Origin of the sequence: Rhizobium sp. 768_B6_N1_8, assembly GCF_051811225.1 — a bacterium.
GTDB lineage: Bacteria > Pseudomonadota > Alphaproteobacteria > Rhizobiales > Rhizobiaceae > Rhizobium.
Map to the genome: position 1 here is coordinate 3,815,766 of NZ_JBPWPV010000001.1, position 21,726 is coordinate 3,837,491.

General features: G+C 59.7%; 20 protein-coding genes. 5 read left to right on the forward strand and 15 right to left on the reverse strand.

Annotated features, from left to right (window positions below; genetic code table 11):
• Window positions 1–162: 162 nt before the first annotated feature.
• Together AB8B33_RS19550 and AB8B33_RS19555 are read left to right on the forward strand one after the other, a co-directional pair.
• On the forward strand, window positions 163–1,806 hold the full coding sequence (locus AB8B33_RS19550) for an HWE histidine kinase domain-containing protein (protein ID WP_439016587.1): 1,644 nt from the start codon (window positions 163–165) through the stop codon (window positions 1,804–1,806).
• A 62-nt stretch (window positions 1,807–1,868) separates the two neighbouring features.
• Window positions 1,869–2,351: a DUF992 domain-containing protein gene (locus AB8B33_RS19555; RefSeq protein ID WP_310383724.1), complete on the forward strand. Its 483-nt coding sequence runs from the start codon at window positions 1,869–1,871 to the stop codon at window positions 2,349–2,351.
• A gap of 48 nt (window positions 2,352–2,399) precedes the next feature.
• Here the strand turns inward: AB8B33_RS19555 and AB8B33_RS19560 are convergent, their stop codons facing one another.
• The 6 genes from AB8B33_RS19560 to AB8B33_RS19585 form a co-directional block, all read right to left on the reverse strand.
• Complete coding sequence (locus AB8B33_RS19560; RefSeq protein ID WP_439016588.1) at window positions 2,400–3,794, reverse strand: NAD(P)(+) transhydrogenase (Re/Si-specific) subunit beta; 1,395 nt, start codon at window positions 3,792–3,794, stop codon at window positions 2,400–2,402.
• 7 nt (window positions 3,795–3,801) lie between these two features.
• Window positions 3,802–4,200 carry a proton-translocating transhydrogenase family protein gene (locus tag AB8B33_RS19565; protein ID WP_007817406.1) on the reverse strand — a complete coding sequence of 133 codons (399 nt, stop codon included), beginning with the start codon at window positions 4,198–4,200 and terminating at the stop codon, window positions 3,802–3,804.
• Window positions 4,200–5,348: a Re/Si-specific NAD(P)(+) transhydrogenase subunit alpha gene (locus AB8B33_RS19570; RefSeq protein ID WP_439016589.1), complete on the reverse strand. Its 1,149-nt coding sequence runs from the start codon at window positions 5,346–5,348 to the stop codon at window positions 4,200–4,202. Before AB8B33_RS19570 ends, AB8B33_RS19565 begins: the two co-directional genes overlap by 1 nt.
• A 106-nt stretch (window positions 5,349–5,454) precedes the next feature.
• Window positions 5,455–5,679, reverse strand: coding sequence for an aa3-type cytochrome c oxidase subunit IV (locus AB8B33_RS19575; RefSeq protein ID WP_007817412.1), 225 nt, complete (start codon window positions 5,677–5,679; stop codon window positions 5,455–5,457).
• 163 nt (window positions 5,680–5,842) lie between these two features.
• Window positions 5,843–6,595: an N-acyl amino acid synthase FeeM domain-containing protein gene (locus tag AB8B33_RS19580; RefSeq protein WP_439016590.1), complete on the reverse strand. Its 753-nt coding sequence runs from the start codon at window positions 6,593–6,595 to the stop codon at window positions 5,843–5,845.
• A gap of 143 nt (window positions 6,596–6,738) precedes the next feature.
• Window positions 6,739–9,042, reverse strand: coding sequence for a putative bifunctional diguanylate cyclase/phosphodiesterase (locus AB8B33_RS19585; protein WP_439016591.1), 2,304 nt, complete (start codon window positions 9,040–9,042; stop codon window positions 6,739–6,741).
• Window positions 9,043–9,360: 318 nt separating this feature from the next.
• Here AB8B33_RS19585 and AB8B33_RS19590 point away from each other — a divergent pair, with 318 nt between their 5' ends.
• Window positions 9,361–9,900 (forward strand): TRAP transporter small permease subunit, encoded by a 540-nt coding sequence (locus AB8B33_RS19590; RefSeq protein WP_113325766.1) that lies wholly within the window; start codon window positions 9,361–9,363, stop codon window positions 9,898–9,900.
• 21 nt (window positions 9,901–9,921) lie between these two features.
• A complete protein-coding gene (locus tag AB8B33_RS19595) occupies window positions 9,922–11,412 on the forward strand; it encodes a TRAP transporter large permease (RefSeq protein WP_439016592.1) in 1,491 nt (496 codons plus the stop codon).
• A gap of 86 nt (window positions 11,413–11,498) precedes the next feature.
• Here AB8B33_RS19595 and AB8B33_RS19600 read toward each other — a convergent pair whose 3' ends face one another.
• The 5 genes from AB8B33_RS19600 to AB8B33_RS19620 all read right to left on the reverse strand — a co-directional run bounded on the left by AB8B33_RS19600 (window position 11,499) and on the right by AB8B33_RS19620 (window position 16,550).
• Window positions 11,499–12,605, reverse strand: coding sequence for a TRAP transporter substrate-binding protein (locus AB8B33_RS19600; protein ID WP_439016593.1), 1,107 nt, complete (start codon window positions 12,603–12,605; stop codon window positions 11,499–11,501).
• Window positions 12,606–12,833: 228 nt separating this feature from the next.
• Window positions 12,834–13,613: a VWA domain-containing protein gene (locus tag AB8B33_RS19605; RefSeq protein ID WP_310383741.1), complete on the reverse strand. Its 780-nt coding sequence runs from the start codon at window positions 13,611–13,613 to the stop codon at window positions 12,834–12,836.
• Entirely contained in the window at window positions 13,610–14,644 is a 1,035-nt protein-coding gene (locus AB8B33_RS19610; protein WP_439016594.1) for a hypothetical protein, read from the reverse strand. The genes AB8B33_RS19605 and AB8B33_RS19610 overlap by 4 nt, the downstream gene beginning before the upstream one ends.
• A gap of 13 nt (window positions 14,645–14,657) precedes the next feature.
• The gene (locus AB8B33_RS19615; RefSeq protein ID WP_439016595.1) at window positions 14,658–15,362 is read right to left on the reverse strand and encodes a TerD family protein; all 705 of its coding nucleotides are present in this window, start codon (window positions 15,360–15,362) and stop codon (window positions 14,658–14,660) included.
• A 21-nt stretch (window positions 15,363–15,383) separates the two neighbouring features.
• Window positions 15,384–16,550 carry a toxic anion resistance protein gene (locus tag AB8B33_RS19620; RefSeq protein WP_439016596.1) on the reverse strand — a complete coding sequence of 389 codons (1,167 nt, stop codon included), beginning with the start codon at window positions 16,548–16,550 and terminating at the stop codon, window positions 15,384–15,386.
• A gap of 333 nt (window positions 16,551–16,883) precedes the next feature.
• Here AB8B33_RS19620 and AB8B33_RS19625 point away from each other — a divergent pair, with 333 nt between their 5' ends.
• Window positions 16,884–17,663 (forward strand): gamma-glutamyl-gamma-aminobutyrate hydrolase family protein, encoded by a 780-nt coding sequence (locus AB8B33_RS19625; RefSeq protein ID WP_439016597.1) that lies wholly within the window; start codon window positions 16,884–16,886, stop codon window positions 17,661–17,663.
• A gap of 56 nt (window positions 17,664–17,719) precedes the next feature.
• Here the strand turns inward: AB8B33_RS19625 and AB8B33_RS19630 are convergent, their stop codons facing one another.
• The 4 genes from AB8B33_RS19630 to AB8B33_RS19645 form a co-directional block, all read right to left on the reverse strand.
• Window positions 17,720–18,751: an aldo/keto reductase gene (locus tag AB8B33_RS19630; RefSeq protein WP_439016598.1), complete on the reverse strand. Its 1,032-nt coding sequence runs from the start codon at window positions 18,749–18,751 to the stop codon at window positions 17,720–17,722.
• A 262-nt stretch (window positions 18,752–19,013) separates the two neighbouring features.
• Window positions 19,014–19,970, reverse strand: a complete 957-nt coding sequence (locus AB8B33_RS19635; protein WP_439016599.1) for a 2-hydroxyacid dehydrogenase — start codon at window positions 19,968–19,970, stop codon at window positions 19,014–19,016.
• A 24-nt stretch (window positions 19,971–19,994) separates the two neighbouring features.
• Window positions 19,995–21,017 carry a LacI family DNA-binding transcriptional regulator gene (locus tag AB8B33_RS19640; RefSeq protein ID WP_113321897.1) on the reverse strand — a complete coding sequence of 341 codons (1,023 nt, stop codon included), beginning with the start codon at window positions 21,015–21,017 and terminating at the stop codon, window positions 19,995–19,997.
• A 119-nt stretch (window positions 21,018–21,136) separates the two neighbouring features.
• Window positions 21,137–21,646: a MarR family transcriptional regulator gene (locus AB8B33_RS19645; RefSeq protein WP_113321898.1), complete on the reverse strand. Its 510-nt coding sequence runs from the start codon at window positions 21,644–21,646 to the stop codon at window positions 21,137–21,139.
• Between the last annotated feature and the right edge of the window lie 80 nt (window positions 21,647–21,726).

The window sequence follows — 21,726 nt, forward strand, 5'->3', positions numbered from 1 at the left end:
CCAAATGCCCCGCCCCCTAACATGATCCTGCTTTGATAGTGGGCTATTCGGCGGTACGAAATGTAAGGGGCGTTTGCGAGCGATGCGGATTCTTGCTTTCGTTAGACTCTGCGAAACCGAGCTTCCCCAGCATCCAGTCCCGGCAGTTCGGGGGCGGTATCGATGAGGTTCGCCGTACGTCTTTTTCCGAAAGCTTCCATCGGAACATATCTTATCGCCATGGCCGTGGCGATTGCGCTGCCGATCTTTGCCTTCGTTGCCCTTCTTCTCATGCAGCTGGAAGACAATCAGCGGTCTACGCTCAAGCGCGAAACCGCGCAGGATGCGCTCGCCCTCTCACGCACCATCGACCGCCAGCTTCAGGATATGGCAACTACGCTTCGGCTGCTGTCCTCCTCGCCGGAGCTGGAGAGCGGCGACTATGAGTCTTTCTACAATCGCACGGAAACAGCGCTGCGCGGCGATACGCTCTATGTGATCGCCGTCGACAGGGCCGGGCAGCAATTTCTGAATACTCGTCGCGCCTTCGGCACGCCGCTCGGCAAGACGACGAACATCGCGGCTTTGGAAGCCGCAATGAAGTCCGGCCGGATCGAAGCCTCCGACGTCTTCATGGGCGCGACGAGCGGCATGTGGGTCTATAACGTCACCCTGCCGCGTGACGAGGATCCTGTCGCCGCATTGATCATCACCCAGAATGCCACCGATCTTGCAAAGCTCGTCACGACAGAGGGCCTTGCCTCCGGCTGGTCGGCGGCGGTCATCGATCAGGGTGGTCATGTCGTGGCGAGCCGCGGCCCTGCCAATCTGCAGCCTGGCGAACCCTTCGACCCGCGCATCCTGCCTTCGCTCGTCGCATCCAGCGGCGTTTTCGAAGACAGCGATATCCTCCCACATGCCCTGTTGGGCTATGCGCAAATTCCCGGCTGGTCCTGGAAAACTGTGGTATGGGGGCCGATCGCCACCGCCCAGGCACCGATCCTCAGCACCTGGCGCTTCCTGTTGATCGGCGGCCTCGTGCTGCTGCTCGTTGCCGTACTTGCCACCTATGCCGTTGCCCGGCAGGTCCGCTCGACGATCCGCGAAATAGCAGACATGGCGAACCGGCTCGGCGAAGGCCATATCGTCTCTCCCGTCGAAACCAGTGTCATCGAGGCCAACCAGGTGGCGATTGCGCTTTCCAATGCCTCTTTCGACCGTAGCCAGAGCGAAGACCGGCTGCGCTTCGTCATGCATGAGCTGGTTCATCGCACCAAGAACCTGCTGACGCTTGTTCTCGCAATGATGCGCCAGCTCTCCAAGCAGGCCGACAGCGTCGAGACATTCCGGCTGGCCGTCGCTCACCGCCTTGAAGGACTCGTGCGCTCGATCGAGCTTCTGACGGGCGAGCAATGGTCCGGCGTCTCGCTGCATCGCGTCATCGATATTCATCTCCAGGCCTTTCCACAGGCTCGCGAGCAGGTGAAAATCGAGGGCATGGATTTCATCCTCAAGCCCGATGCCGTACAGAACCTCGGCCTGGCGCTCCATGAACTCGCCACCAATTCGGTGAAATACGGAGCGCTCTCCGTGCCACAGGGCCGCGTGCGCTTCGAATGGCAGCCGGCAGAGGACAACATGTTGCGTTTCACCTGGACTGAAAGCGGCGGCCCGCCCGTCAGCCCGCCGTCGCGCACCGGTTTCGGCACCACAGTCATCAAGGCACATGCCGCCTCCGCTTTCCGGGGCAAGGTCGATGTCGACTTCCATCCGGAAGGTCTCGTCTGGACCCTCACAGCCCAGCGTGGGACGATGGAGCGCGAGTAGCGCAACCGGAACAATCAATGCAATCGCCCGTTTGGAACAGGTCATTCAAAAGGAGAAGGACCATGTTCAAGCAAACCATGATTGCTGCCGCAATCGTTTCGGCCGCGACCTGGGCCAGCTCGGCCGCAGCAGCCGACTATATGTCGCTTGGCCGGCTCGTCTGCGGATCGGATGGCGGCCAGGGACTGATCGTCACTTCTGAGAAAAACCTGATTTGCACCTATACGCCGGCTTCCGGTGGCCCTAAGGCGGTCTACGCCGGCAAGATCGAGAAATTCGGTATCGATATCGGCCAGACCGGCAAGAGCGTTATGATCTGGCAGGTGCTTGCCAAGACCGGCACCAACATGCCTGATTTCGCACTCGCCGGCGAATATTACGGCATCGGCGCAGATGCCAGCCTCGGCGCCGGTGGAGGTGCCAAAGTCATTGCCGGTGGCACCGACAAGGCCTTCATGCTGCAGCCGCTGAACCTGCAGGCTCAGGAAGGTCTCAATCTCGCCATCGGTGTCGAGAAGATGACGCTGGTGCCGGGCGAGATCTGACGGTTCGCCGATGATAAAAGAAAAGCCTGCCGAAGCGGGCTTTTTCGGTTAGTGGGCGATTGCCTTGTTGATCTCTTCGGTCACCTTCTTGGCGTCCCCGAGCAGCATCATCGTGCCGTCCTTGTAGAACAGCGTGTTGTCGATGCCGGCGTAACCCGAGCCGAGCGAACGCTTGACGAAGAGGCAGGTTTTGGCCTTGTCGACGTCAAGGATCGGCATACCGTAGATCGGCGAGGACTTGTCGTCGCGCGCCGCCGGGTTGGTGACGTCATTGGCGCCAATGACATAGGCGACATCGGCCTGGGCGAATTCCGAGTTGATGTCCTCAAGCTCGAAGACTTCGTCATAGGGCACATTGGCCTCGGCAAGCAGCACGTTCATATGACCCGGCATGCGGCCGGCGACCGGATGAATCGCATACTTTACTTCCACGCCGTTCTTCTTGAGATTGTCGGCGAGTTCGCGCAACGCATGTTGTGCCTGCGCCACCGCCATGCCGTAGCCCGGCACGATGATGACCTTGGAGGCATTCGCCATCAGGTAGGCCGCATCCTCAGCCGAGCCGAGCTTGACGATCTTCTCCGACGTATCCGCAGCGCCGCCTGCCATCTCGCCGCCGAAACCGCCGAGGATGACGGAAAGGAAAGAGCGGTTCATGCCCTTGCACATGATGTAGGACAGGATCGCACCCGATGAGCCGACCAGCGCACCGGTAATGATAAGCGCCAGATTGCCGAGCGTGAAGCCGATGCCGGCGGCAGCCCAACCCGAATAGGAATTCAGCATCGACACGACGACAGGCATGTCTGCACCGCCGATCGGCACGATCAGCAGGATGCCGAGTAACAGCGAGAGCGCAACGACCGCCCAGAAATCCAGGTGACTCTCAGTCACCGCCAGACCGATGATGAAGAGCACGATCAGGACAGCGAGAGCGATGTTGATCAGATGGCGGAAGGGTAAAAGGATCGGCTTGCCGGACATGCGCCCATCGAGCTTCAGGAAGGCGATGATCGAGCCGGTGAAGGTCAGCGCGCCGATCGCCACACCGATCGCCATCTCGATGCGCGCTTCCGTATGGATCTGGCCAATCTCGCCGATACCGAAAGCATCAGGCGTATAGAGCGCCGATGCCGCGACCAGAACCGCGGCAAGACCAACCAGCGAATGGAAGCCGGCAACGAGCTGCGGCATCGAGGTCATGGCAATGGTGCGGGCAATATAGGCGCCGGCGCTGCCGCCGATGGCAAGACCGAGAATGATGAGCACGAAGCCGCCGAAGTCAGGCGTCGCCAGCACCAGCGTCGTGAGGATGGCAATCCCCATGCCGATCATGCCGTAGAGATTGCCCTTGCGGCTAGTCGCCGGATGCGAGAGCCCCCGCAACGCAAGGATGAAGAGAACGCCGGAGACGAGATAGAGGAAGGCTGCAAGATTGGTCATCGGCCCCTCACTTGTCCTTCTTGCGGTACATCGCCAGCATGCGCTGCGTGACGAGGAAGCCGCCGAAGATATTCACGGAGACGAGCACGAGCGCCACGAAACCGAAGCCGGTCGCAAGACCGCTGGTCGAAATGCCGACGGCGAGCAGCGCACCAACGACAATGACCGAGGAGATCGCGTTGGTAACGGCCATCAACGGCGTATGTAGCGCCGGCGTTACCGACCAGACGACGTAGTAGCCGACGAAGATCGACAGCACGAAGATCGCGAACTGGAAAACGAAGGGATCGATCGCACCGCCGGTGGCGGCACTTGCCGCTTCAGGCGCCTGGGCAGCAGCGGTGATGACCGCGGTGACGGCCTGGTCGAGCTGCTCCAGAGCCTTGTCCATTGCTTCACTGGCCATCAGTTATCCCCCTTCTTGGCGCCGCCGAATGCTGGATGCACGACATCCCCCGCATAGGTCAGCATCGTCGCCCTGATGAGCTCGTCCTCGAGGTTGAGCACGACCGATTTCGTTTCCTTGCTCACCATCGTCTCCAGGAAAGTGACGAGGTTCTTGGCGTAAAGCGCTGAGGCACTGGCCGCCACACGACCCGCCATGTTCGGAAAGCCGATCACCTTCACACCTTCGACATCGGCGACCTGCCCTGTAACCACGCCTTCAATGTTGCCGCCACGCTCGACTGCGAGATCGACAGCAACCGCCCCCGGCTTCATCGAGGCCAGCATGGTGCGCGAGACGAGCCGCGGCGCCGGACGGCCGGGAATGAGAGCCGTGGTAATGACGATGTCCTGCCTGGCGATGTGCTCGGCAACGAGTGCAGCCTGCTTCGCCTGATAGTCGGCCGACATTTCCTTGGCATAGCCGCCGGCCGTTTCCGCCGCCTTGAACTCGTCATCCTCGACAGCGATGAACTTCGCGCCGAGAGATGCAACCTGTTCCTTCGCTGCGGGGCGGACATCGGTTGCCGAAACGGCGGCACCGAGACGGCGCGCCGTCGCAATCGCCTGGAGGCCGGCAACGCCCGCACCCATGACGAAAACCTTGGCCGCAGGAATAGTACCCGCTGCCGTCATCATCATCGGCATGGCGCGGTCATAGACGACGACTGCCTCGATGACCGCCTGATAGCCTGCAAGATTGGCCTGCGACGAAAGCACATCCATCGACTGCGCACGGGTGATGCGCGGCATCAGCTCCATGGCGAAGGTGGAAAGACCGGCGCGGGCCATCGCGGCGACCGCCTCGTCATTGCCATAGGGATCCATGATGGCAATGACGACGGCACCGGTCTTATAGCCGGAAATTTCGCTTTCGGTCGGCCGGCGGACCTTGAGGACCACATCGGCGGACGCTGCATCCGCGAACGTCCCGATTGTGGCGCCCACGGCCTCGAACTCACTATCCGGAATGCGAGAAAGTGCTCCGGCGCCCGCTTCGAGGATGACATCGAAACCGAGCGACTTTATCTTTTTCACGGTTTCGACAGACGCGGCAACGCGCGCCTCATCGCCCGTGATTTCCTTTGCTACGAAAACGATATTGGCCAACTGCCCCCTCCTCCGGGTCAGCTGGGCCGTGGCAGGCTGCTTGCCTGCACGGGCCAAGCATCTACATCACAAAGTTCGGAAGACCGTGTCTTCCCGCAGGCCGCGCTTAGCGGAGCAGGAAGATGCCGGCAACGAGGATGATGAGGAAGACGAGGATGCCGCCGAGGAAACCGGCACCGCCGAAGAAACCGGCAGCCATGGCAAGCATCAGGGCGATCAGAAGCATCGAGCCGTATTTCGTGCCGGCAATGAACATGTTGTAGGTCTTTTCATGTTCCTTGTAGTCCATCGGCGCGCCGGTCTCGACCGGTCCGGTATGATGTTCGGCCATGAATATCGTCTCCCTGAAATGCCTTAGCGCTGCCTGATTCCCTCGCCTCAGCGAGGCAAATCCCCACCGCAGGGATTACACAATGACGGGCGAAAGCGCAATGCATGAGAATGCCGCAGGAACGCCCTCTCCTGATGCGCAGAGGGCATTCCCTATGGAAGAATCAAAGCGGCAGATCCGTTCCGAGCTGGCCTTCCGGCACGAAACGGGCGGTGGGAACGATAGTGAGCGAAGGCAGCGTGTTTTCCGGGCCGCGCGCGAACATCATCCGCTGCTCGCTGGCGCTGGAAATGAAGAAGGGATAACGCGTGAGAAGCTTGCGGCCGACCTCGACGACGTTGGTCGCCATCAGCGTCATGTCGATCCCGTAATTTTTGGCCTTCTGGCCCGGCACGACGGTGTCTGCATAGAAGACACGCTTGTAGAATGCCGCATGCGGCGGGCGGACGAACTGCAGAACCCGATGTGCACGGAAATGCGCGGCCGCGACGATGCTTGGCCGCAGCGTCAGGTAGGGAATCCAGGTCAGATCGGCGGTCAGATCAGGATCGGCGGCAAAACGCGCCGGATCGATCAAGCTGAGGCCGGCATCGAGAAGCGCATCGATTGCTTCCGGGAAGGCTCCGGCCGACTGGCTGACGCGATGTTCCGGTGTCACATGGTGGATACGGATCGTGCTGACCAGCTCGCCGTAATAATAGAGCCCGAAAACATGAGCATGGCTGTCGAAATCCGTGTCGTCGAGCAGTCCCTTTGGGGCCAGCGCCAGCGTGTCGTGCGCCTTGTAGGCCTTGTAACGCAGCCGCTCGACACCTTCCATGTCCTCAGTGCTTTCGACGCGGCGATATTCGACATTATCAAGAACTTCGAGAACCTTTTTCGAAAAGTCACTCGTACTCAAAGGGACAGACGCCATAGATGCACCCCGTTGTTAACGGGTCATTAATCATACCACATTCAGTAAAGCGCAAGATTTGATAAGAATTTTGGACGTATTTGAATCATTAAGGTTAACGGCCGCGAATATGCCCGTGGTCACACCGTCAGGTAGCGCCCTGATCAGGCGACCTTGCTGCGGCGACGCGGTGCCGTGCGGCGGTTGAGAGCGTGGGAGAGGATGCCAATTTCCTTCGAGGGGACCGGCGGGGAAAAGACATAACCCTGTACGAGATCCGTGCTGCGGTGCTTGTTGAGAAGCGCCAGTTGCTCCGGGGTCTCGACACCCTCGACGACGATCTTGAGGCCGAGCTCGCGGGCAAGGTGGACCGTGCCGCGCAACAGTTTCAGACGGCGCGTATCTTCAACGATGTTACGCACGAAGGAACGGTCGATCTTGACGATGTCGAGCGGCAGCGTGTCGAGATAGCTGAGGCTGGAGAAGCCGGTGCCGAAATCGTCGATGGCGATGGTGATGTCGCGGCTTCGCAATTCGGCGAGGATGGCGCGCACGACCGCCGGCTCGTCGATCAGGCTGCTTTCGGTGATTTCCAGATGCAGGCGCGATGCCTCAAGACCGGAATACGCCAGCGCGTCCGCAACGACCGACAGGATGTCCGCGTCACGCAGGTCGCGCGCCGACAGGTTGACTGAAACGGCGATATGATCCGGCCAGCTCATGCATTCTTCACAGGCCTTGAAGAGCACGAAACGCGTGATCTGCGAGATGATGCCCATCTCTTCAGCGAGGCGGATGAAGACGTCGGGCGGAATGGAGCCCTTTTCCGGATGCACCCAGCGAGCCAGTGCTTCGGCGCATTCGATGCGCGTACCATCAGCCTTGAACATCGGCTGGAAGGCGAGGTGCAGCGCATTTGCAGCCACAGCCTCGCGCAGATCCGCTTTGAGCTTCTGCTGCTCGATATAGCGACCGTCCATTTCGTGCTCGAAACCGGTGATGCCGCCCTTCAAGCGCGACTTGCTTTCGAACAGCGCAAGGTCAGCCTTGACGCTCCATTCGTCCATGGCGAAGGCGTCGCTCTCGAGGACGGCGTACCCGGCACTGAGCGAGACGAGGAAGGTCACCTGATCGACTTCATATTGACCCTGGATCGCGGCATGCAGCTTGCGGATGTCGGCATCCAACACCTGCCGGTCACGCGCATGCGGGAAGAAGAGGATGAATTGGTCGCCCATCAGGCGGCCGACGATGGCGTTGCCGGCCATCTCCTTGACCCGCACGGCGATGGCGCAGAGCAGGTGGTCACCGGTCACATGGCCGCGCATGTCGTTGACATGCTTGAACTCGTCGATATCGAGGATCATAAAGCCGAGGGGACCGCGTTTCTTCGAATGTCTGGCGAGATAATCCTGCACGAGATGGCCGAAATATTCGCGGTTCGGCAGGCCGGTCAGCGCGTCGAAGCGCACCATATGCAGGATCTTCTGCTCGGCCTTCACACGGCTCGAAACGTCTTCGAAGATCAATACCGCACCGCCATCTGCGCGCCGGCTTGCCGAGAATTCCAGCGACAGTCCCTCAGGGAAATGAATGAGCGTGCGCGACAGGCTGCCTTCGGCCACTTGTGTCAGTTGCCGCAGGATCAGCTCCGGCTGCGAAGCGTCCATGAAGCTGTAGCGTGCGCCGTAACGCAACACAGCGCCGAGATCGCGGTCCTTCAGCCGATCCGGCACGCCAATTTTCAAGAGTTCGCAGGCCTTGCGATTGATGACCTGGATCCGGTTCTCCTCGTCGACCATGACGAGGCCATGCGGCATGTTGTTCAGTGCTGTATCGAAGCGATCGGCAATCGAAGCGATCTCGCGCCGTGCGATCACGTTCTCATAGAGGAACTCGCGCACGCCGGTGGCCATGGCCCGTGTCGTCAGCCAGAACGGAATGAGGAAGACCGACAGGATGCCGCGGTAGAAATCCAGCGTCATGACGCTGCAGATGATCATCGGTAGACAGCAGGAGAAGGTCTGCAGGTCGACCGCCATGCGCGAGCCGTAGTTGCGGCCGACGACCGAAACCATCGTCGCCATGGTCACTGCAATACAGGCGAGCTCGGCAAAGGAATCACGCGTGAAAAAGATGGCATAGCCGCTGCCGATGCCAAGAAGTGTCGTAATGCCGGCTGCGCCGACCACGAGAATCTTCTCCCAGCGCTCGATCTCGGCAAAGGAGAGCTTCTCCTTGTCTACCTTATCGAACAGCCGGAAAATCGCCATGCGGGCGCAGAACACCATGATGACGGCGACAGCCAAGAATATATAGACGGGAGAGTCAGTCTTAGCAGCAACAGCAAGGAAAGTGGCGGAGTGTACAATGACGCCAGCGAGAAGCGTCATGCGGTTCCCGGAGAGGGAACTCACAAACGACAGATACACATCCTTAGGGACCCTGTTCGGGTTATGTGGCTTCATCCATACTTTCCCTGTGCGCGGGAAATGTAAACCGAACCCTTTAAAAATTGATTTCAAACGGTTCAAACATTTGGTCAATTTTTCTAAAACCATAGGATGAGCTACTCATCCAAGGCGCGATAATACAGCTTTCTCGCGAGGTTTTTGAAAAAAATATCCGCGCTGAGTTGCCAGAATTTTTCAAAGGGATCACAGGGTCTAGCCGCATAAGACTATACTCCAAGGCGGGTCATTTATCCTTCCAATTTCAAAAACCCTAGTTTACACCGATTGCAGAGGGAGAACTGCCGAAAACGGCAAGACAATAAGGGGAGGCGAATGTCGGTATTCCTGGCCGTCAGTCGGCTGATTGACTCGATCAGCGAGTTCATTGGCAAACTATCCGAATACATGGTGTTGTTCTGCTGCCTGATCAGCGCCGGAAACGCCGTCGTCCGCTACGCTTTCAACTACAGTTCAAATGGCTGGCTCGAGATCCAGTGGTATCTCTTCGCCTTCGTCGTCGTGCTCGGCGCCTCGCACACCTTGCGCAAGAACGAACATGTGCGGGTCGATCTGATATACGGCTCTGTCTCTGACAGGGCAAAGATGTGGATCGACATCGTCGGCCTGATCGTCTTCCTCATCCCGGCCTGCATCTTCCTTTCCATTCTCTGCTGGCCCTATTTCCTACTCGCCTATCAGCAGGGCGAGGTTTCCGCCAATGCCGGCGGCCTCATCCGCTGGCCTGTGAAGCTGGTGCTTTTTGCCGGCTTCGCGCTTCTGACCCTTCAGGGCATTTCGGAATTGATCAAGAGGATCGCCGCGCTGTCCGGCACGATCGAGATCGATACGAAATACGAAAAGCCGCTGCAGTAACGCGCGCCTGGAGGAACAAATTTGTTTGACTACGGTATCATCCCGCCGGCGATGTTCCTGGGCATGGTCATTTTCATGCTCTACGGCTTCCCCGTCGCCTTTTCGCTCGCCGCCGTCGGTCTTTTCTTCGGTATCATCGGCATTGTGACCGGGCATTTCGGAGAGGTCTTCCTGCAGGCGCTGCCACTGCGCTTCTTCGGCATCGTCTCCAACGATCTGCTGCTCGCGATCCCTTTCTTCACCTTCATGGGCGCCATACTAGAGCGTTGTGGGCTGGCCGAAGATCTGCTCGAAGGCACCGGCAAGCTCTTCGGTGGCGTTCCCGGCGGCCTGGCCTATGCTGTCATCCTTGTCGGCGCCGTGCTCGGCGCGATCACCGGCACGGTGGCCGCCTCGGTCATCACCATGGGTGTGATTTCGCTGCCGATCATGCTGCGCTACGGCTACAATCCGCGCCTTGCTACCGGCGTCATCGCCGCCTCCGGCACGATCACCCAGGTGATCCCGCCCTCGCTGGTACTCGTCGTTCTCGCCGACCAGCTCGGCAAATCGGTCGGCGACATGTATCGCGGCGCGATCGGCCCGTCGATCCTGCAGGTAGCGATCTTCGTGCTCTTCATCCTGGTGCTGTCGATCTTCCGGCCAAAATCGATGCCGCCGCTGCCAAAGGAAGTGCGCGGCGACTTCAATTGGGCGCTGCTCATGAAGGTACTGATGGGCATGGTGCCCTCGATCGTGCTGATCTTCCTCGTGCTCGGCACGATCTTCATGGGTCTTGCGACGCCGACGGAAGCCGGCGCGCTCGGCGTCGTCGGCGCCATGGCGCTCGCGGCCATGAACCGGCGCCTCACCTGGCCGCTGATCCGCGAGGCGATGACATCGACCACGCACATCACTTCCATGGTTGTGATGATCCTTATCGGCTCCACCTGTTTCAGCCTGGTCTTCCAGGGCATGGACGGCTCGCGCTGGATCGAGCATATGCTATCGGGCATTCCCGGCGGCCCGGTCGGTTTTCTGATCTTTGTCAACATCTTCATCTTCGTGCTCGCCTTCTTCCTCGATTTCTTCGAGATCGCCTTCATCGTCATCCCGATGCTCGCCCCGGTCGCCTCCAATCTCGGCATCGACCTGATCTGGTTCGGTGTGCTGATCTGCGTCAACATGCAGACGAGCTTCATGCACCCGCCCTTTGGCTTCGCGCTCTTCTACCTGCGCTCGATCGCCGGCCGCGAGGTCAAGACCTCGGATATTTACATGGGTGCGCTTCCCTGGGTCGGCATGCAGCTGATCCTGGTGGCGATCGTGATCTTCTGGCCACAATCGGTGACCTACTGGCTGGACCATGGCCCGAAGGTCGACCCGAACTCGATCAAGATTGAAGTCCCGGGCTTCGGCGGTCAGCTCGGCCTGCCCCCGCTCGGCGGCAACAACGGCTCGCCGCAGATCCCGGGCCTGACCCTGCCGCCGCTGAATGGCCTGCCGGGAGCGCCGCCGGCGCCTGCCAAATAGCCAGCAAAAAAGCAAAACCCCGGATCGAAATCCGGGGTTCTGGTATCGTGTGCGTGTAAACCACCAATGTTAGCGGCGGGGGCTCCTCAGATCTTGCCCGCGCGCTGCTGGATCATCATGAACGTATCGAACGTGTATTCCGAAAGCTGCATCCAGAGATAGGCATCCCGCTTGAAAGCAGTCTGGTCATCGTAGATCTTCTTGAAATATTGGTTCGTGCCTGAGATTTCGCCGTAGATGCCCATCGCGGCCTGGAAGCAGGCCTCCATGATCTCCTGGCTGAACGGCCGCAGCGTTGCGCCTTCCGCAACAAGCTGCTTCAGCGCGCTCGGGTTCTTCGTATCGTATTTTGCCAGCATGTTGGTGTTGGCGAAGGCGCAGGCGTCGTTGAGCGCTGCCTGATAGTGCTTCGGCAGGCTGCTCCACTTATCGAGGTTGAAGAAGGCATGCACCGTCGGGCCGCCTTCCCACCAGCCCGGGTAATAGTAGTACTTCGCCACCTTGTGGAAGCCGAGCTTCAGGTCGTCATAGGGGCCGACGAATTCTGCCGCGTCGATCGTTCCCTTTTCCAGCGCCGGATAGATGTCGCCGCCGGCGATCTGCTGCGGGATGACGCCGACCTTCTCCATGACGCGACCGGCGAGACCGGCAATGCGCATCTTGACGCCCTTGAGGTCGTCGAGCGTATTGATTTCCTTGCGGAACCAGCCGCCCATCTGCGCACCGGTATTGCCGGCCGGCAGGGCATACATGCCCTGCGTGGCATAGAATTCGTTCATCAGTGTATTGCCGTTGCCCTGGTAAAACCAGGCATTGGTCAGGCGGCTGTTCAGTCCAAACGGAATGGCCGTTCCGATGGCGTAGGTCGGATCCTTGCCGACGAAATAATAGGAGGTGGTGTGGGCTGCCTCGACAGTACCCGCCGCCACCGCATCGACGGCCTGCAGGCCGGGGACGATTTCGCCGGCTGCGAAAGGCTGGATCGTGAAATTACCGTCCGTGGCAGCCGAAATATGCTTGGCAATATCTTCGGCGCCGCCATAGATCGTGTCCAGGCTCTTCGGAAACGACGAGGTCATACGCCAGGCAATCTTCGGGTTTTCCTGCGCAATTGCAGGTGCTGCCAAAGCAGTCGCGGCAACGGCACCGGCGCCGGCTGTTCCCGCCTTCTTCATAAATGAACGACGATCCATCAAAAACCTCCCGTATAGATGGCACTGCGTGGTCAATCCTCACCCCTACCCGCAGTAATGGCAAAGCTAAGCATGGCGGAAGAAGCGTTTCAAGCTTTAGTCTATTAGTCTTTGGGATCACGACGCTTCTGTGGCACACGCCACACATCCATCGGAATCAGCAGCTTAGCTGTATCGTGCCGGCCGCTTCCGCGATGAAGCGACCGGGCTTGCCTTCAGGAGAAACGATCAATGATGATCGTCGTCCTCGTCGTCATGCTCATGTTTCAGCCAGGTGCAGAGCTCGGCCGGAAGCAGTTTTTCGTAGGCGTCGTCGCTGCCCACGAACTCTCCGAGATCCCTGACGCTGACGAAACCAACATTCGGGAAATGCTCCGCGGCGCTGCGCAGGAATTCGAACTTCTCGTCGCCGATACCGACCATGACATAGTAAATCTGCGATTCAGCCTGTTCGGCCTTCTGCAGCAAGTCCCAGGCCGCGTCCCTGTCGGAATTCTCCCCGTCTGTCAGGAAATAATTGATTGCCGGAATGCCCGATCGCGTTTCTTCACCGAAGGCGTCGCGCCGCATGCCGAAGATCATGCCGAGCAGGCCACCTGCCTCTTCTTCCTCCATCAGCCCGTAAGTCATGAGGTTCGAGCGGATGACCGGACCGTAGTCTGTGCCGCCCCACAGGATCGGCTGGACTTCCTTGTTGCCGACAATCTCACGCTGAATGTAGCCCTCGTAATTCTTGGCCGTGGCAGGCGTCAGTGACGCCATATTCTGCTTGTTGGAAAAAGCCCAGGTATCGATACGGCCATCATCGTCGAAATAGAGAGCGACGGGAAGGATGCGCTCCAGCGCTGCCTGCACCGCGCCGGATTTGAAAAGGTCGCTCATGGAGCCAGAGACATCGATATTGATGCCGACCTGCGCCGGAATGCGCTCGTGAATGCCCTGCTTTTGCAAAACGAAGCCGACGCGGCGAACCTCTTCCTCCGGTTTCTGTAGCTTGAATGTCGTCACGGCCTATTCCTCTCCAGTTTGAGTTTTCCAAGAATGCGGGTGTGAAGGTCGCGAAGCGGCGCCGTTGTCCTTGCCTGCTCGGCCGATTGAGCGGTTAGGGCTGCGGAATATGCCGCATGCCAGGCAGGCAGGTCTTCCTGCAACAGGCCCTCGGCCAAGCGGGCGAGCGCTTCGATTTCCTGCGAGACGGCCGCAACGGTCCAGATACTCATCTCGACGGTCGCCTTCGTGGCCGAAAGGCTTGATGTCCGTGTCTCCAGTGCTTCAGACTGCGAGGCATAATGAACCTGCCGCTCACGGTCGGACATTTGAAGGCTACTGATGTGGTGGACGAGAAATCGACCGGCAAGAATATGCCCGGCAAGGTTATTCGAGAGTGACTTATAGGCCTTGCCGACAGCACGTACCTGCTTGGCAACGGCAACAATCTCGGGCGCAAGCACGTTAAGTTCAGTCGCCAAAGCCCGCACCTCCGGATAGAGGCGAGAAAAAAGGCCGGCAGGATCACGGGGCGCGGCGAGAGCCTTGACGGTATTGAGAAAACCGCCGCGGACAGCAAACACCCTTTCCGGATCGAGGTCCATCAGGCACTGCAGCAATTCGGCCGCAAACCGTCTCCCCTCTGCCACAACTTCACTGCCGACGATCTTGAGTTCGCTTTCCGCCAGTCTGCCGTGCTCGGTCTGCAGAGGAGCACCAAAGCGGACCACATCATCGAAATAATGATCATCGAGATTGGTGCTGTCGACGATCCGCAAGGCCGCTTTTGCGACAGCCTCGGTCGCGTTCGCGTCCATGCCCTGAAGGTCGGCGACGCCGCAGGAGATGCGTTGCCTCACCTCCCCAGCGGCTAGAACCCGTGGGCGATCGCCCTTGGGCGTGGGAGCATGGGGCGCACCGAAGAGTATCTTCGGCTGATTTCCGTCTTTCGGAGCGGCGACAGGCGCGAGCGCGGCACTTTCCGGGAAAAGCACCCTGGGCGATCCGCCCGGCTTTTTCTCCGGCGGTTCATCTGCCTTGCCGCTGGTCAAGCAGAGCCTCCGCTCAGCCGAGATAGGCCTGAATGACGTCGCCGAGCCCGGCATTCGATCCCGCGCCGACGGCATAGAATTTCCAGGAACCGTCCGCCTGCTTCAGGAAGGACGCAACCTGGATCGTCGTCTTGCCGGCAAATTCGGCCGTCAGCTGATATCGGCAGAGCTCGTCGTCCATGGCATCGCAGACTTCGATATAGGCGTTCTTGACCTTGCCGAAATCCTGCTTCTTGCGAGCAGCGTCGTGGATCGTTGCCCAGACGGCGAGCTCGGAAATCTCGTGCGGCAGCTTCGCCAGCACGATCTTGAACTCCTCGCGAAATCCCTCGTCGTGATGACCGCCGCCATGATGATCGTCATCACCATCGTCATCGGGGTCTGGCTTTGTGAGAGCGCCACGTCCGGTGCGGTCGTCGCGCTCATGCCACATGGAGCCGTCATCAGTCTGGAAGGATCCATCGGCATTCTTGGACAGTGATCCCTCGGGATTGCTGGAGCTGCGCACGAATGCGTAACACAGTGCATGCGAACCGTCATTGTAGAGCCGCGCCCGGTTTGAATCGCCACCGGGATGAACCAGCGCAAAACAATGGACATCGAGGTCGAAGGCCGGGCCGGAGCCTTCCGGCGGATCCCAGACCAGTCCGGAATGAACGAGCTGGATCTCTTTCTGGATCTGGAACGACTGACCCTTGTTGAGATTGAAGGTTGCCATGCGCTGTCTTCTCCTGAGGTCTCAGATCGGGCGGGCAATCACGATCTGGCGTGCTTGTTCAAGCTTGGTACGGGCGGCGGCATAGCGCTCCTTGTTGCGCTCGCCTTCGGCAATGACCTTGTCGGCGATCGCCCGCAGCCGCTGGGCGGTACCGAGCACAAGATCGGCATCCGCAAGGCGGGTTTCGCCGGCCGCCTTGACCGCATTGACCGAAACATCTTCGAGCACCTGCGAGCCATATTGCTGCAGCGAGGCCCGCAGCTCACGCCGCATGGCATTGATCTGCTGGATCGACTGCATCTGGAAGAGCGCATGCAGCCTGATCAGGATCGACTTGATGTCGTTGAATTCGGCATTGGCAGAGGAGACGGTATCAGCGAGCGTCGCAAGAGCCGCACCCCGCGCAATGCCGATCGAGTCGAGATCCGTCGGCGCCTTGGCGTAGGCCGTTTCAAGAACGAGCACGCGGTTCTGGAAGATATCCAGCTTCTGCGAGAAGTCGCGAGCTTCCTGAACCTTGAGCGGATCGCCCGAGACCGCCTCTTGCTTCAGTCGTTCTAGATCCCTGCTTGCGCCAGCGATGATGCGACGGCCGGCCTCGACGAAAACCCCAAGTGAAACGATCGTATCGCGATATCCCTCCGCCAGGGTGCTCATACGCGAGACTTCGAGAATGAGCTTGCCGCTTTCCTCATCAATCTGGGCTTCCATCGGCTTGATGAGATCGCTGAGCGACTTCGCCTTGCTCTGTAGCATGCCGCGCACTTCATCCGTCACGGCCTTCAACCGTTTGGCAGGGTCGCCAAGACCGACCGCCATCAGCAGACGTTCGAGAAAGCTTCCCTTCAGCTTCTCTCGGATGCTTGCCTCCAGCTCTTTCAGATCCGCATCCTTCACACCCTCGCGAATCGTGCGGAAAAGCTCGAAAAGCACCGGCGACTGGGCGTTGGTAATCTGCGAGAGAATAGTATCCAGCTTGGCACCGAAACTGCTGATAGCTTCCTGGCCGAAGGTAACAAGCGTATGCGGCTCTGCCGTCGCCAACCGATACCGCTCTGCCAGATCGCTGATATCGCCAGCCTTTTCCGGCGGAAGCACGACGGTCACGACGGCGGGCGGGCCGCCGGCCGCGATCGAGGGCATGAAGTCAGGTTTCGTCTCGAGTGCCGTCGTCTTCGGTTCCGACATGCCGTCAATCCTCTTGGTCCGTCCTCTTAACGATACGGTCAAGCCGCACGAAAATTACGAACACAGGTTGCAGAAATCGGCTGGAATGTAATTCAAGGGATGACACTCGGCAACACGATCCCCAACAATATTGGATGTATTTACCGACATTCCAATATCGTCGCGTTTGAAACTTGAAAGAGCTGGAAAACTTTAAAATCAATTATTTAGCCAACTTCCAGTAAACACCGGACTTTTGAACCGCCGCAATTTGGCCACCGCGTGCATCCAAGCGTTGACTTCACGGCCGATCTGGCCGCACAAACGTCCGATATTGTTTTCTTCGGGGCAAAAATGACGAAACCGATCGTTGCGATTCCCGCCGATATCCGCAGCCTTGATGGCGCAACCTGGCATGCCGTGCAGCATCAATATGTGCGCGCGGCGCTGAATGCCGCCGGCGTGATGGCCTTCATCATTCCTGCCTTTGAAGAGGGCTATGACACAGATGCCATTCTCGATCGCGTGGACGGCGTGCTGGTTTCCGGCTCGGCAAGCAATGTGCACCCCTCGCTCTACGGCATCGAAGCCACCGAAACCGATGGCCCCTTTGACCCGGCCCGCGACGCCACCAGCCTGCCGCTCATCCGCCGCGCCATCGATCGGGCCATCCCGCTTCTTGCCATCTGCCGCGGCATTCAGGAATTGAATGTTGCGCTTGGCGGCTCGCTTGCGAGCGAAATCCAGGAACAGCCCGGCATCTGGGACCACCGGAAACCCGATGTGAAAGATCGCGACGGCATGTATGCGATCCGCCAGAGCGTCTTCGTCAAGGAAGGCTCCTGCATCGCCGGTATCATCGGCGCCGGCGAAATTCGCGTCAACTCGCTGCATCGCCAGGCGATCGCCAAGACCGCCCCGCGCCTGCAGGTCGAAGCTACAGCAGAGGACGGCACGGTCGAAGCCGTCTCCGTCATTGACGCCAAGGCCTTCGCAGTCGGCGTACAGTGGCACCCGGAATACTGGGCCGAGACCGACAAGCCCTCGAACAAGCTCTTTACCGCTTTCGGCGATGCCGTCAGAGATTACGCCGCCAGTAAGTTGCCATCGCTTCCGGCGCAGGCAATCGCCTGAAAACGGAAAGGCCGCCGGATCGCTCCGGCGGCCTTCTTCATCTTCAGCTCAGTGGCTCAGCGACCGCCTTCGATCTTGCGGTGACGCTGGTTGGTGCCATTCGCACCATACGGATATTGCCCCGGCGTCGGCGCGCTGACTTCGTTGAGCTTTACCGTCTCTTCCGCTGAAAGCACGAATTCAGCCGCAGCGAGATTGTCGGCGAGCTGTTCGGATGTGCGTGCGCCGAGAATGACTGAGGTCACGGCCGGACGCGCGGCCACCCAGGAAAGCGCCACCTGCGCCATGCTGACGCCGCGTGCCTTGGCAATCTCCTCGACGGTGCTGATGATATCCCAGGTCCGCTCCTGCGCGTTGCGGGCAGCATAGGCCTCGCCGCCGCGATTGGGATTTTCGCCGAGGCGCGTCGCACCTGTCGGCGTCTCGTCGCGCTTGTACTTGCCAGTCAGCCAGCCACCGCCGAGCGGCGACCAGGGCAGCAGGCCCATGCCTGCATCCTGGCAGGCATCGACGATCTCGAGCTCGATGTCGCGCATCAGCAGGTTATACTGCGGCTGCAGCGTCACCGGGCGCGTATAGCCCTGTGCCTTGGCGATCTCGGAAGCCTTGGCAATGTGCCAGCCGACATAGTTGGAGAAGCCGTAGTAACCGATCTTGCCCGCGCGAACGGCATCATCGAGGAATCGCAGCGTCTCCTCGATCGGCGTCAGCGCATCCCAGGCATGCATCTGGTAGAGATCGATATGCTCGACGCCGAGGCGGCGTAACGAGTCGTTCAGCGCCTGATTGAGGTGGCGGCGGGAAAGACCGATATCGTTCGGTCCGTCACCCATTGGGAAGCGCCCCTTGGTAGCGATGACGGCCTGCTTTGACTGCGTCGGACGCGCCTTCAGCCAGCGACCGATGATCTCCTCCGATACACCGTTGCTGTAGACGTCTGCCGTGTCGATGAAATTGCCGCCCCAGGCGAAGTAGTCGTCGAGCATCTTGAAGGAAGCCGCCTCGTCGGACTCCTTCCCGAAGGTCATGGTACCAAGGCAATATGCGGTGACGATGGCCCCGCTGGGACCGAGCTTGCGATAATCCATTTCTGCCTCCTTCCAGAGGCGCCGGCTGCCCGCACGAAAAGTCGCCGGGCGGAGCAGACGCTCCCCGATCAAATCGCTATGTGTAAGCTTGAGACGGCGAAATGCCGCCGATGAAATCACGGCCGCTGGGAATGGACGCGGCCGGAGGTAATAATAGCCAATCCTTCCCGGTCGACCAAGTGGGAAACAGGAAAAAGACTAACGGCAAAATAGGAACAAGCGAAACGCGCTCTCCGCCTTCACGGAAGGAGTGGGGGACGGCCTATTGCTTGACCGGAGTTTCCGCAACGGGTGTCACCGGCTTGCCCTGCTCGAACCACGAGATGAGGTTTTCCGCCACCAGATCCGCCATCGCATTGCGCGTCGGGATGGAGGCCGAGCCGACATGCGGCACCAGCACCGTATTCGGTGCGGAAAGCAGACCCGCCGGCACGTTCGGCTCGTCATAGAAGACATCGAGGCCGGCGCCACCGATGGTGCCTGTATTGAGCGCAGCAATCAACGCATCCTCATCCATCGTCCAGCCGCGGCCGACATTGACGACGATGCCATCAGGGCCGAGCGCTGAAAGAACATCCGCGTTGATCGTGCGGTGCGTCTGCGGCGTTTTCGGCACGATCGCAATCAGCGTGTCGACGGCCTCGGCAAGACCCTTCAGCGTCGGAAGATAATCATAGGGCGCATCGGCATGGCGGGAGCGGGTGTGATAGCTGATCTTCACCTTGAAGGGTTCCAGGCGCTTGGCGATCTCAAGACCGATGCGGCCAAGGCCATAGAGGCCGACATGGCGGCCTTTCAGGGAAAAGCGCGTCAGCGGATAGGCAGAACCCGGCTTCCAGTTGCCGCCCCGCAGCCAGGCCTCGGCCTTCGGCAGCTCGCGAATGGCGTTAAGCAGAAGCGCAATGGCTGTGTCGGCCACCTCGTCGTTCAGCACGTCGGGCGTATTGGTGACGATGATGCCCTTCGAACCTGCAAGCTTCGCATCGATGCCGTCGTAACCCACCCCGAAACTGGCGACGATCTCCACGTTCGGCAACTGTTCGAACCAGGCGGCCGGAAAAACCCCGCTGAGCGCCACACCGCGAATACGTTTCGCCGTCTCGGCATCGAGCTTCAGCGTCTCGTCGCGATCGACGGTTACTACCTCGAAACGATCCTTCAGCTGGGCGAGAACGCGATCATGTATCTTCCCGGGAACGAGAACGGCAATGCGGGACATGGCTTTTCCTCTTGGCTTCGGCGGTCAGGAACGCGGCCGATAAGGGCTTGTGGACTGGCGGATACGCATTTCCGGCTTGATGAGATGGATGCCATCAGGCTCATGACTGCCGGCAAGTCGATCAAGTAGGGCGCGGGCGGCAAGACGTCCAACCTCTGTCTGGCCGTTCCAAACGGTGGTCAGTGCCGGCGTGGCAATCGAGGCTTCCTCCAGATCGTCATAGCCGGTCACCGAGATATCGCTGCCGGGCACGAGGCCGGCACGCGCTATGCCGTTCATAAGACCGATCGCGACCAGATCGTTCCAGCAGACGGCCGCCGTAGGCTTCTGCGGCAGGGAGAGGAAATGCACCGCCGCCTCGAAACCGCCCTGCTTCGAGCGCGGGCCGGGAATGCGCAGGTTCGGATCGACCTCGATGCCGGCCTTGCGCAGCGCATTGACATAGCCCTGATAGCGGTCGCGCCCGGTCGAGGTCTGGTCCGTACCACCGATCATCGCGATCGTGCGATGGCCGAGGCCGATCAGGTGGTTGGTGGCAAGCGAAATGCCGTAGCTGTCGTCGCCGCGATAAGTCGGCACATCCTGGCTGTCCATGGAACGGGCGACGAGGATCGCCGGCATGCCGTTTTCTTCCGCGAGCTGGATATCCTCCGGCGGCGTGCCGATCGCCGGCGACATGATGACCCCGTCACCACCGAGCTGCAGCAGGGTTTCGATGAAGGTGCGCTGCTTCTCGACGGAATCGTAGTGATTGGAGAGAATGAAGGTGTGGCGGCTGCGATCGAGTTCGCTTTCGATCGCCTTCAGGATTTCCCCGTAGAATGGGTTCATGATGTCGTGAACGACAACGCCGATAATGCCGGAGCGTGACGTGCGCAGGCTGGCGGCGCGGCGATTGTAGATGTAACCGAGCGCGCGGGCCTGTTCCTTGATCTTTTCGCGAGTATTGCCGGCAACCAGCGGACTGTCGCGTAAGGCAAGGGAAACGGTCGCTGTTGATATGCCGAGTGTTTCGGCAATCGTCGAAAGCTTGATCTTCTGAACCACGTCTCCTCCTCCAGGCAACGCGTGAAGCTGGTCGACGGCTGCCGCAGTGCAACGCCAGCCTTAAAAAGTTTAATTAAAAGATTTAAGCGGCGCAGGCAATTCGCCTTTTGAGGAAATCTTCAGTCTTCCTCATCTTCGTCGACATGCATTGCCTCCGCCTGCAGATTGGCGTCGATCGCCTTGAGCAGACGCACCAGATTGCGGATCTCCTTTTCGGAGAAATCGAGCGTCGCCAGCTTGTCGCAGGAGGAAGCCGCAAGCTCGATTGCCTGCACGCTGCCACGACCGAGTTCAGTGAGGTATACCTTGGTGAGGCGGGCGTCTTCGGCGTCAGGCTTGCGTTCCAGGAAGCCCTGAGCCTCCATGCGGCCGATGGTGCGGGTCATGGTGGGCGCCTTGACACCGAGCTTCTGGGCAAGCCCGCCGGCTGTCATACCATCGCTTTCGGCAAGGGAAGTGATGACCCCGTCCTGGCCGGCATAGAGACCACTTTCAAGAAGGTTGCGCGACAGGACCGTACGCATGGAGCGAGCAGCCTGCGTCAGAGCCGGCGAAAGATCGACAAGCGTATACTCGGTCTGGTCCTTCTTTTTCTTGTGCTTCTTGCCGTCCTTATGCTTCTTGCCCATTGCCATCCCTTTGATCTTTAAGCACTGCCCAGGCTGGGTTATGACATTGCCCATCATCTCGTCATAAACAAGAGGCAACG

Coding starts and splice junctions, on each gene's coding strand:
- AB8B33_RS19550 (WP_439016587.1), top strand. CDS start 163: ATGAGGTTCGCCGTACGTCTTTTTCCGAAAGCTTCCATCGGAACATAT.
- AB8B33_RS19555 (WP_310383724.1), top strand. CDS start 1,869: ATGTTCAAGCAAACCATGATTGCTGCCGCAATCGTTTCGGCCGCGACC.
- AB8B33_RS19560 (WP_439016588.1), bottom strand. CDS start 3,794: ATGACCAATCTTGCAGCCTTCCTCTATCTCGTCTCCGGCGTTCTCTTC.
- AB8B33_RS19565 (WP_007817406.1), bottom strand. CDS start 4,200: ATGGCCAGTGAAGCAATGGACAAGGCTCTGGAGCAGCTCGACCAGGCC.
- AB8B33_RS19575 (WP_007817412.1), bottom strand. CDS start 5,679: ATGGCCGAACATCATACCGGACCGGTCGAGACCGGCGCGCCGATGGAC.
- AB8B33_RS19580 (WP_439016590.1), bottom strand. CDS start 6,595: ATGGCGTCTGTCCCTTTGAGTACGAGTGACTTTTCGAAAAAGGTTCTC.
- AB8B33_RS19585 (WP_439016591.1), bottom strand. CDS start 9,042: ATGAAGCCACATAACCCGAACAGGGTCCCTAAGGATGTGTATCTGTCG.
- AB8B33_RS19590 (WP_113325766.1), top strand. CDS start 9,361: ATGTCGGTATTCCTGGCCGTCAGTCGGCTGATTGACTCGATCAGCGAG.
- AB8B33_RS19600 (WP_439016593.1), bottom strand. CDS start 12,605: ATGGATCGTCGTTCATTTATGAAGAAGGCGGGAACAGCCGGCGCCGGT.
- AB8B33_RS19615 (WP_439016595.1), bottom strand. CDS start 15,362: ATGGCAACCTTCAATCTCAACAAGGGTCAGTCGTTCCAGATCCAGAAA.
- AB8B33_RS19620 (WP_439016596.1), bottom strand. CDS start 16,550: ATGTCGGAACCGAAGACGACGGCACTCGAGACGAAACCTGACTTCATG.
- AB8B33_RS19625 (WP_439016597.1), top strand. CDS start 16,884: ATGACGAAACCGATCGTTGCGATTCCCGCCGATATCCGCAGCCTTGAT.
- AB8B33_RS19630 (WP_439016598.1), bottom strand. CDS start 18,751: ATGGATTATCGCAAGCTCGGTCCCAGCGGGGCCATCGTCACCGCATAT.
- AB8B33_RS19635 (WP_439016599.1), bottom strand. CDS start 19,970: ATGTCCCGCATTGCCGTTCTCGTTCCCGGGAAGATACATGATCGCGTT.
- AB8B33_RS19645 (WP_113321898.1), bottom strand. CDS start 21,646: ATGGGCAAGAAGCATAAGGACGGCAAGAAGCACAAGAAAAAGAAGGAC.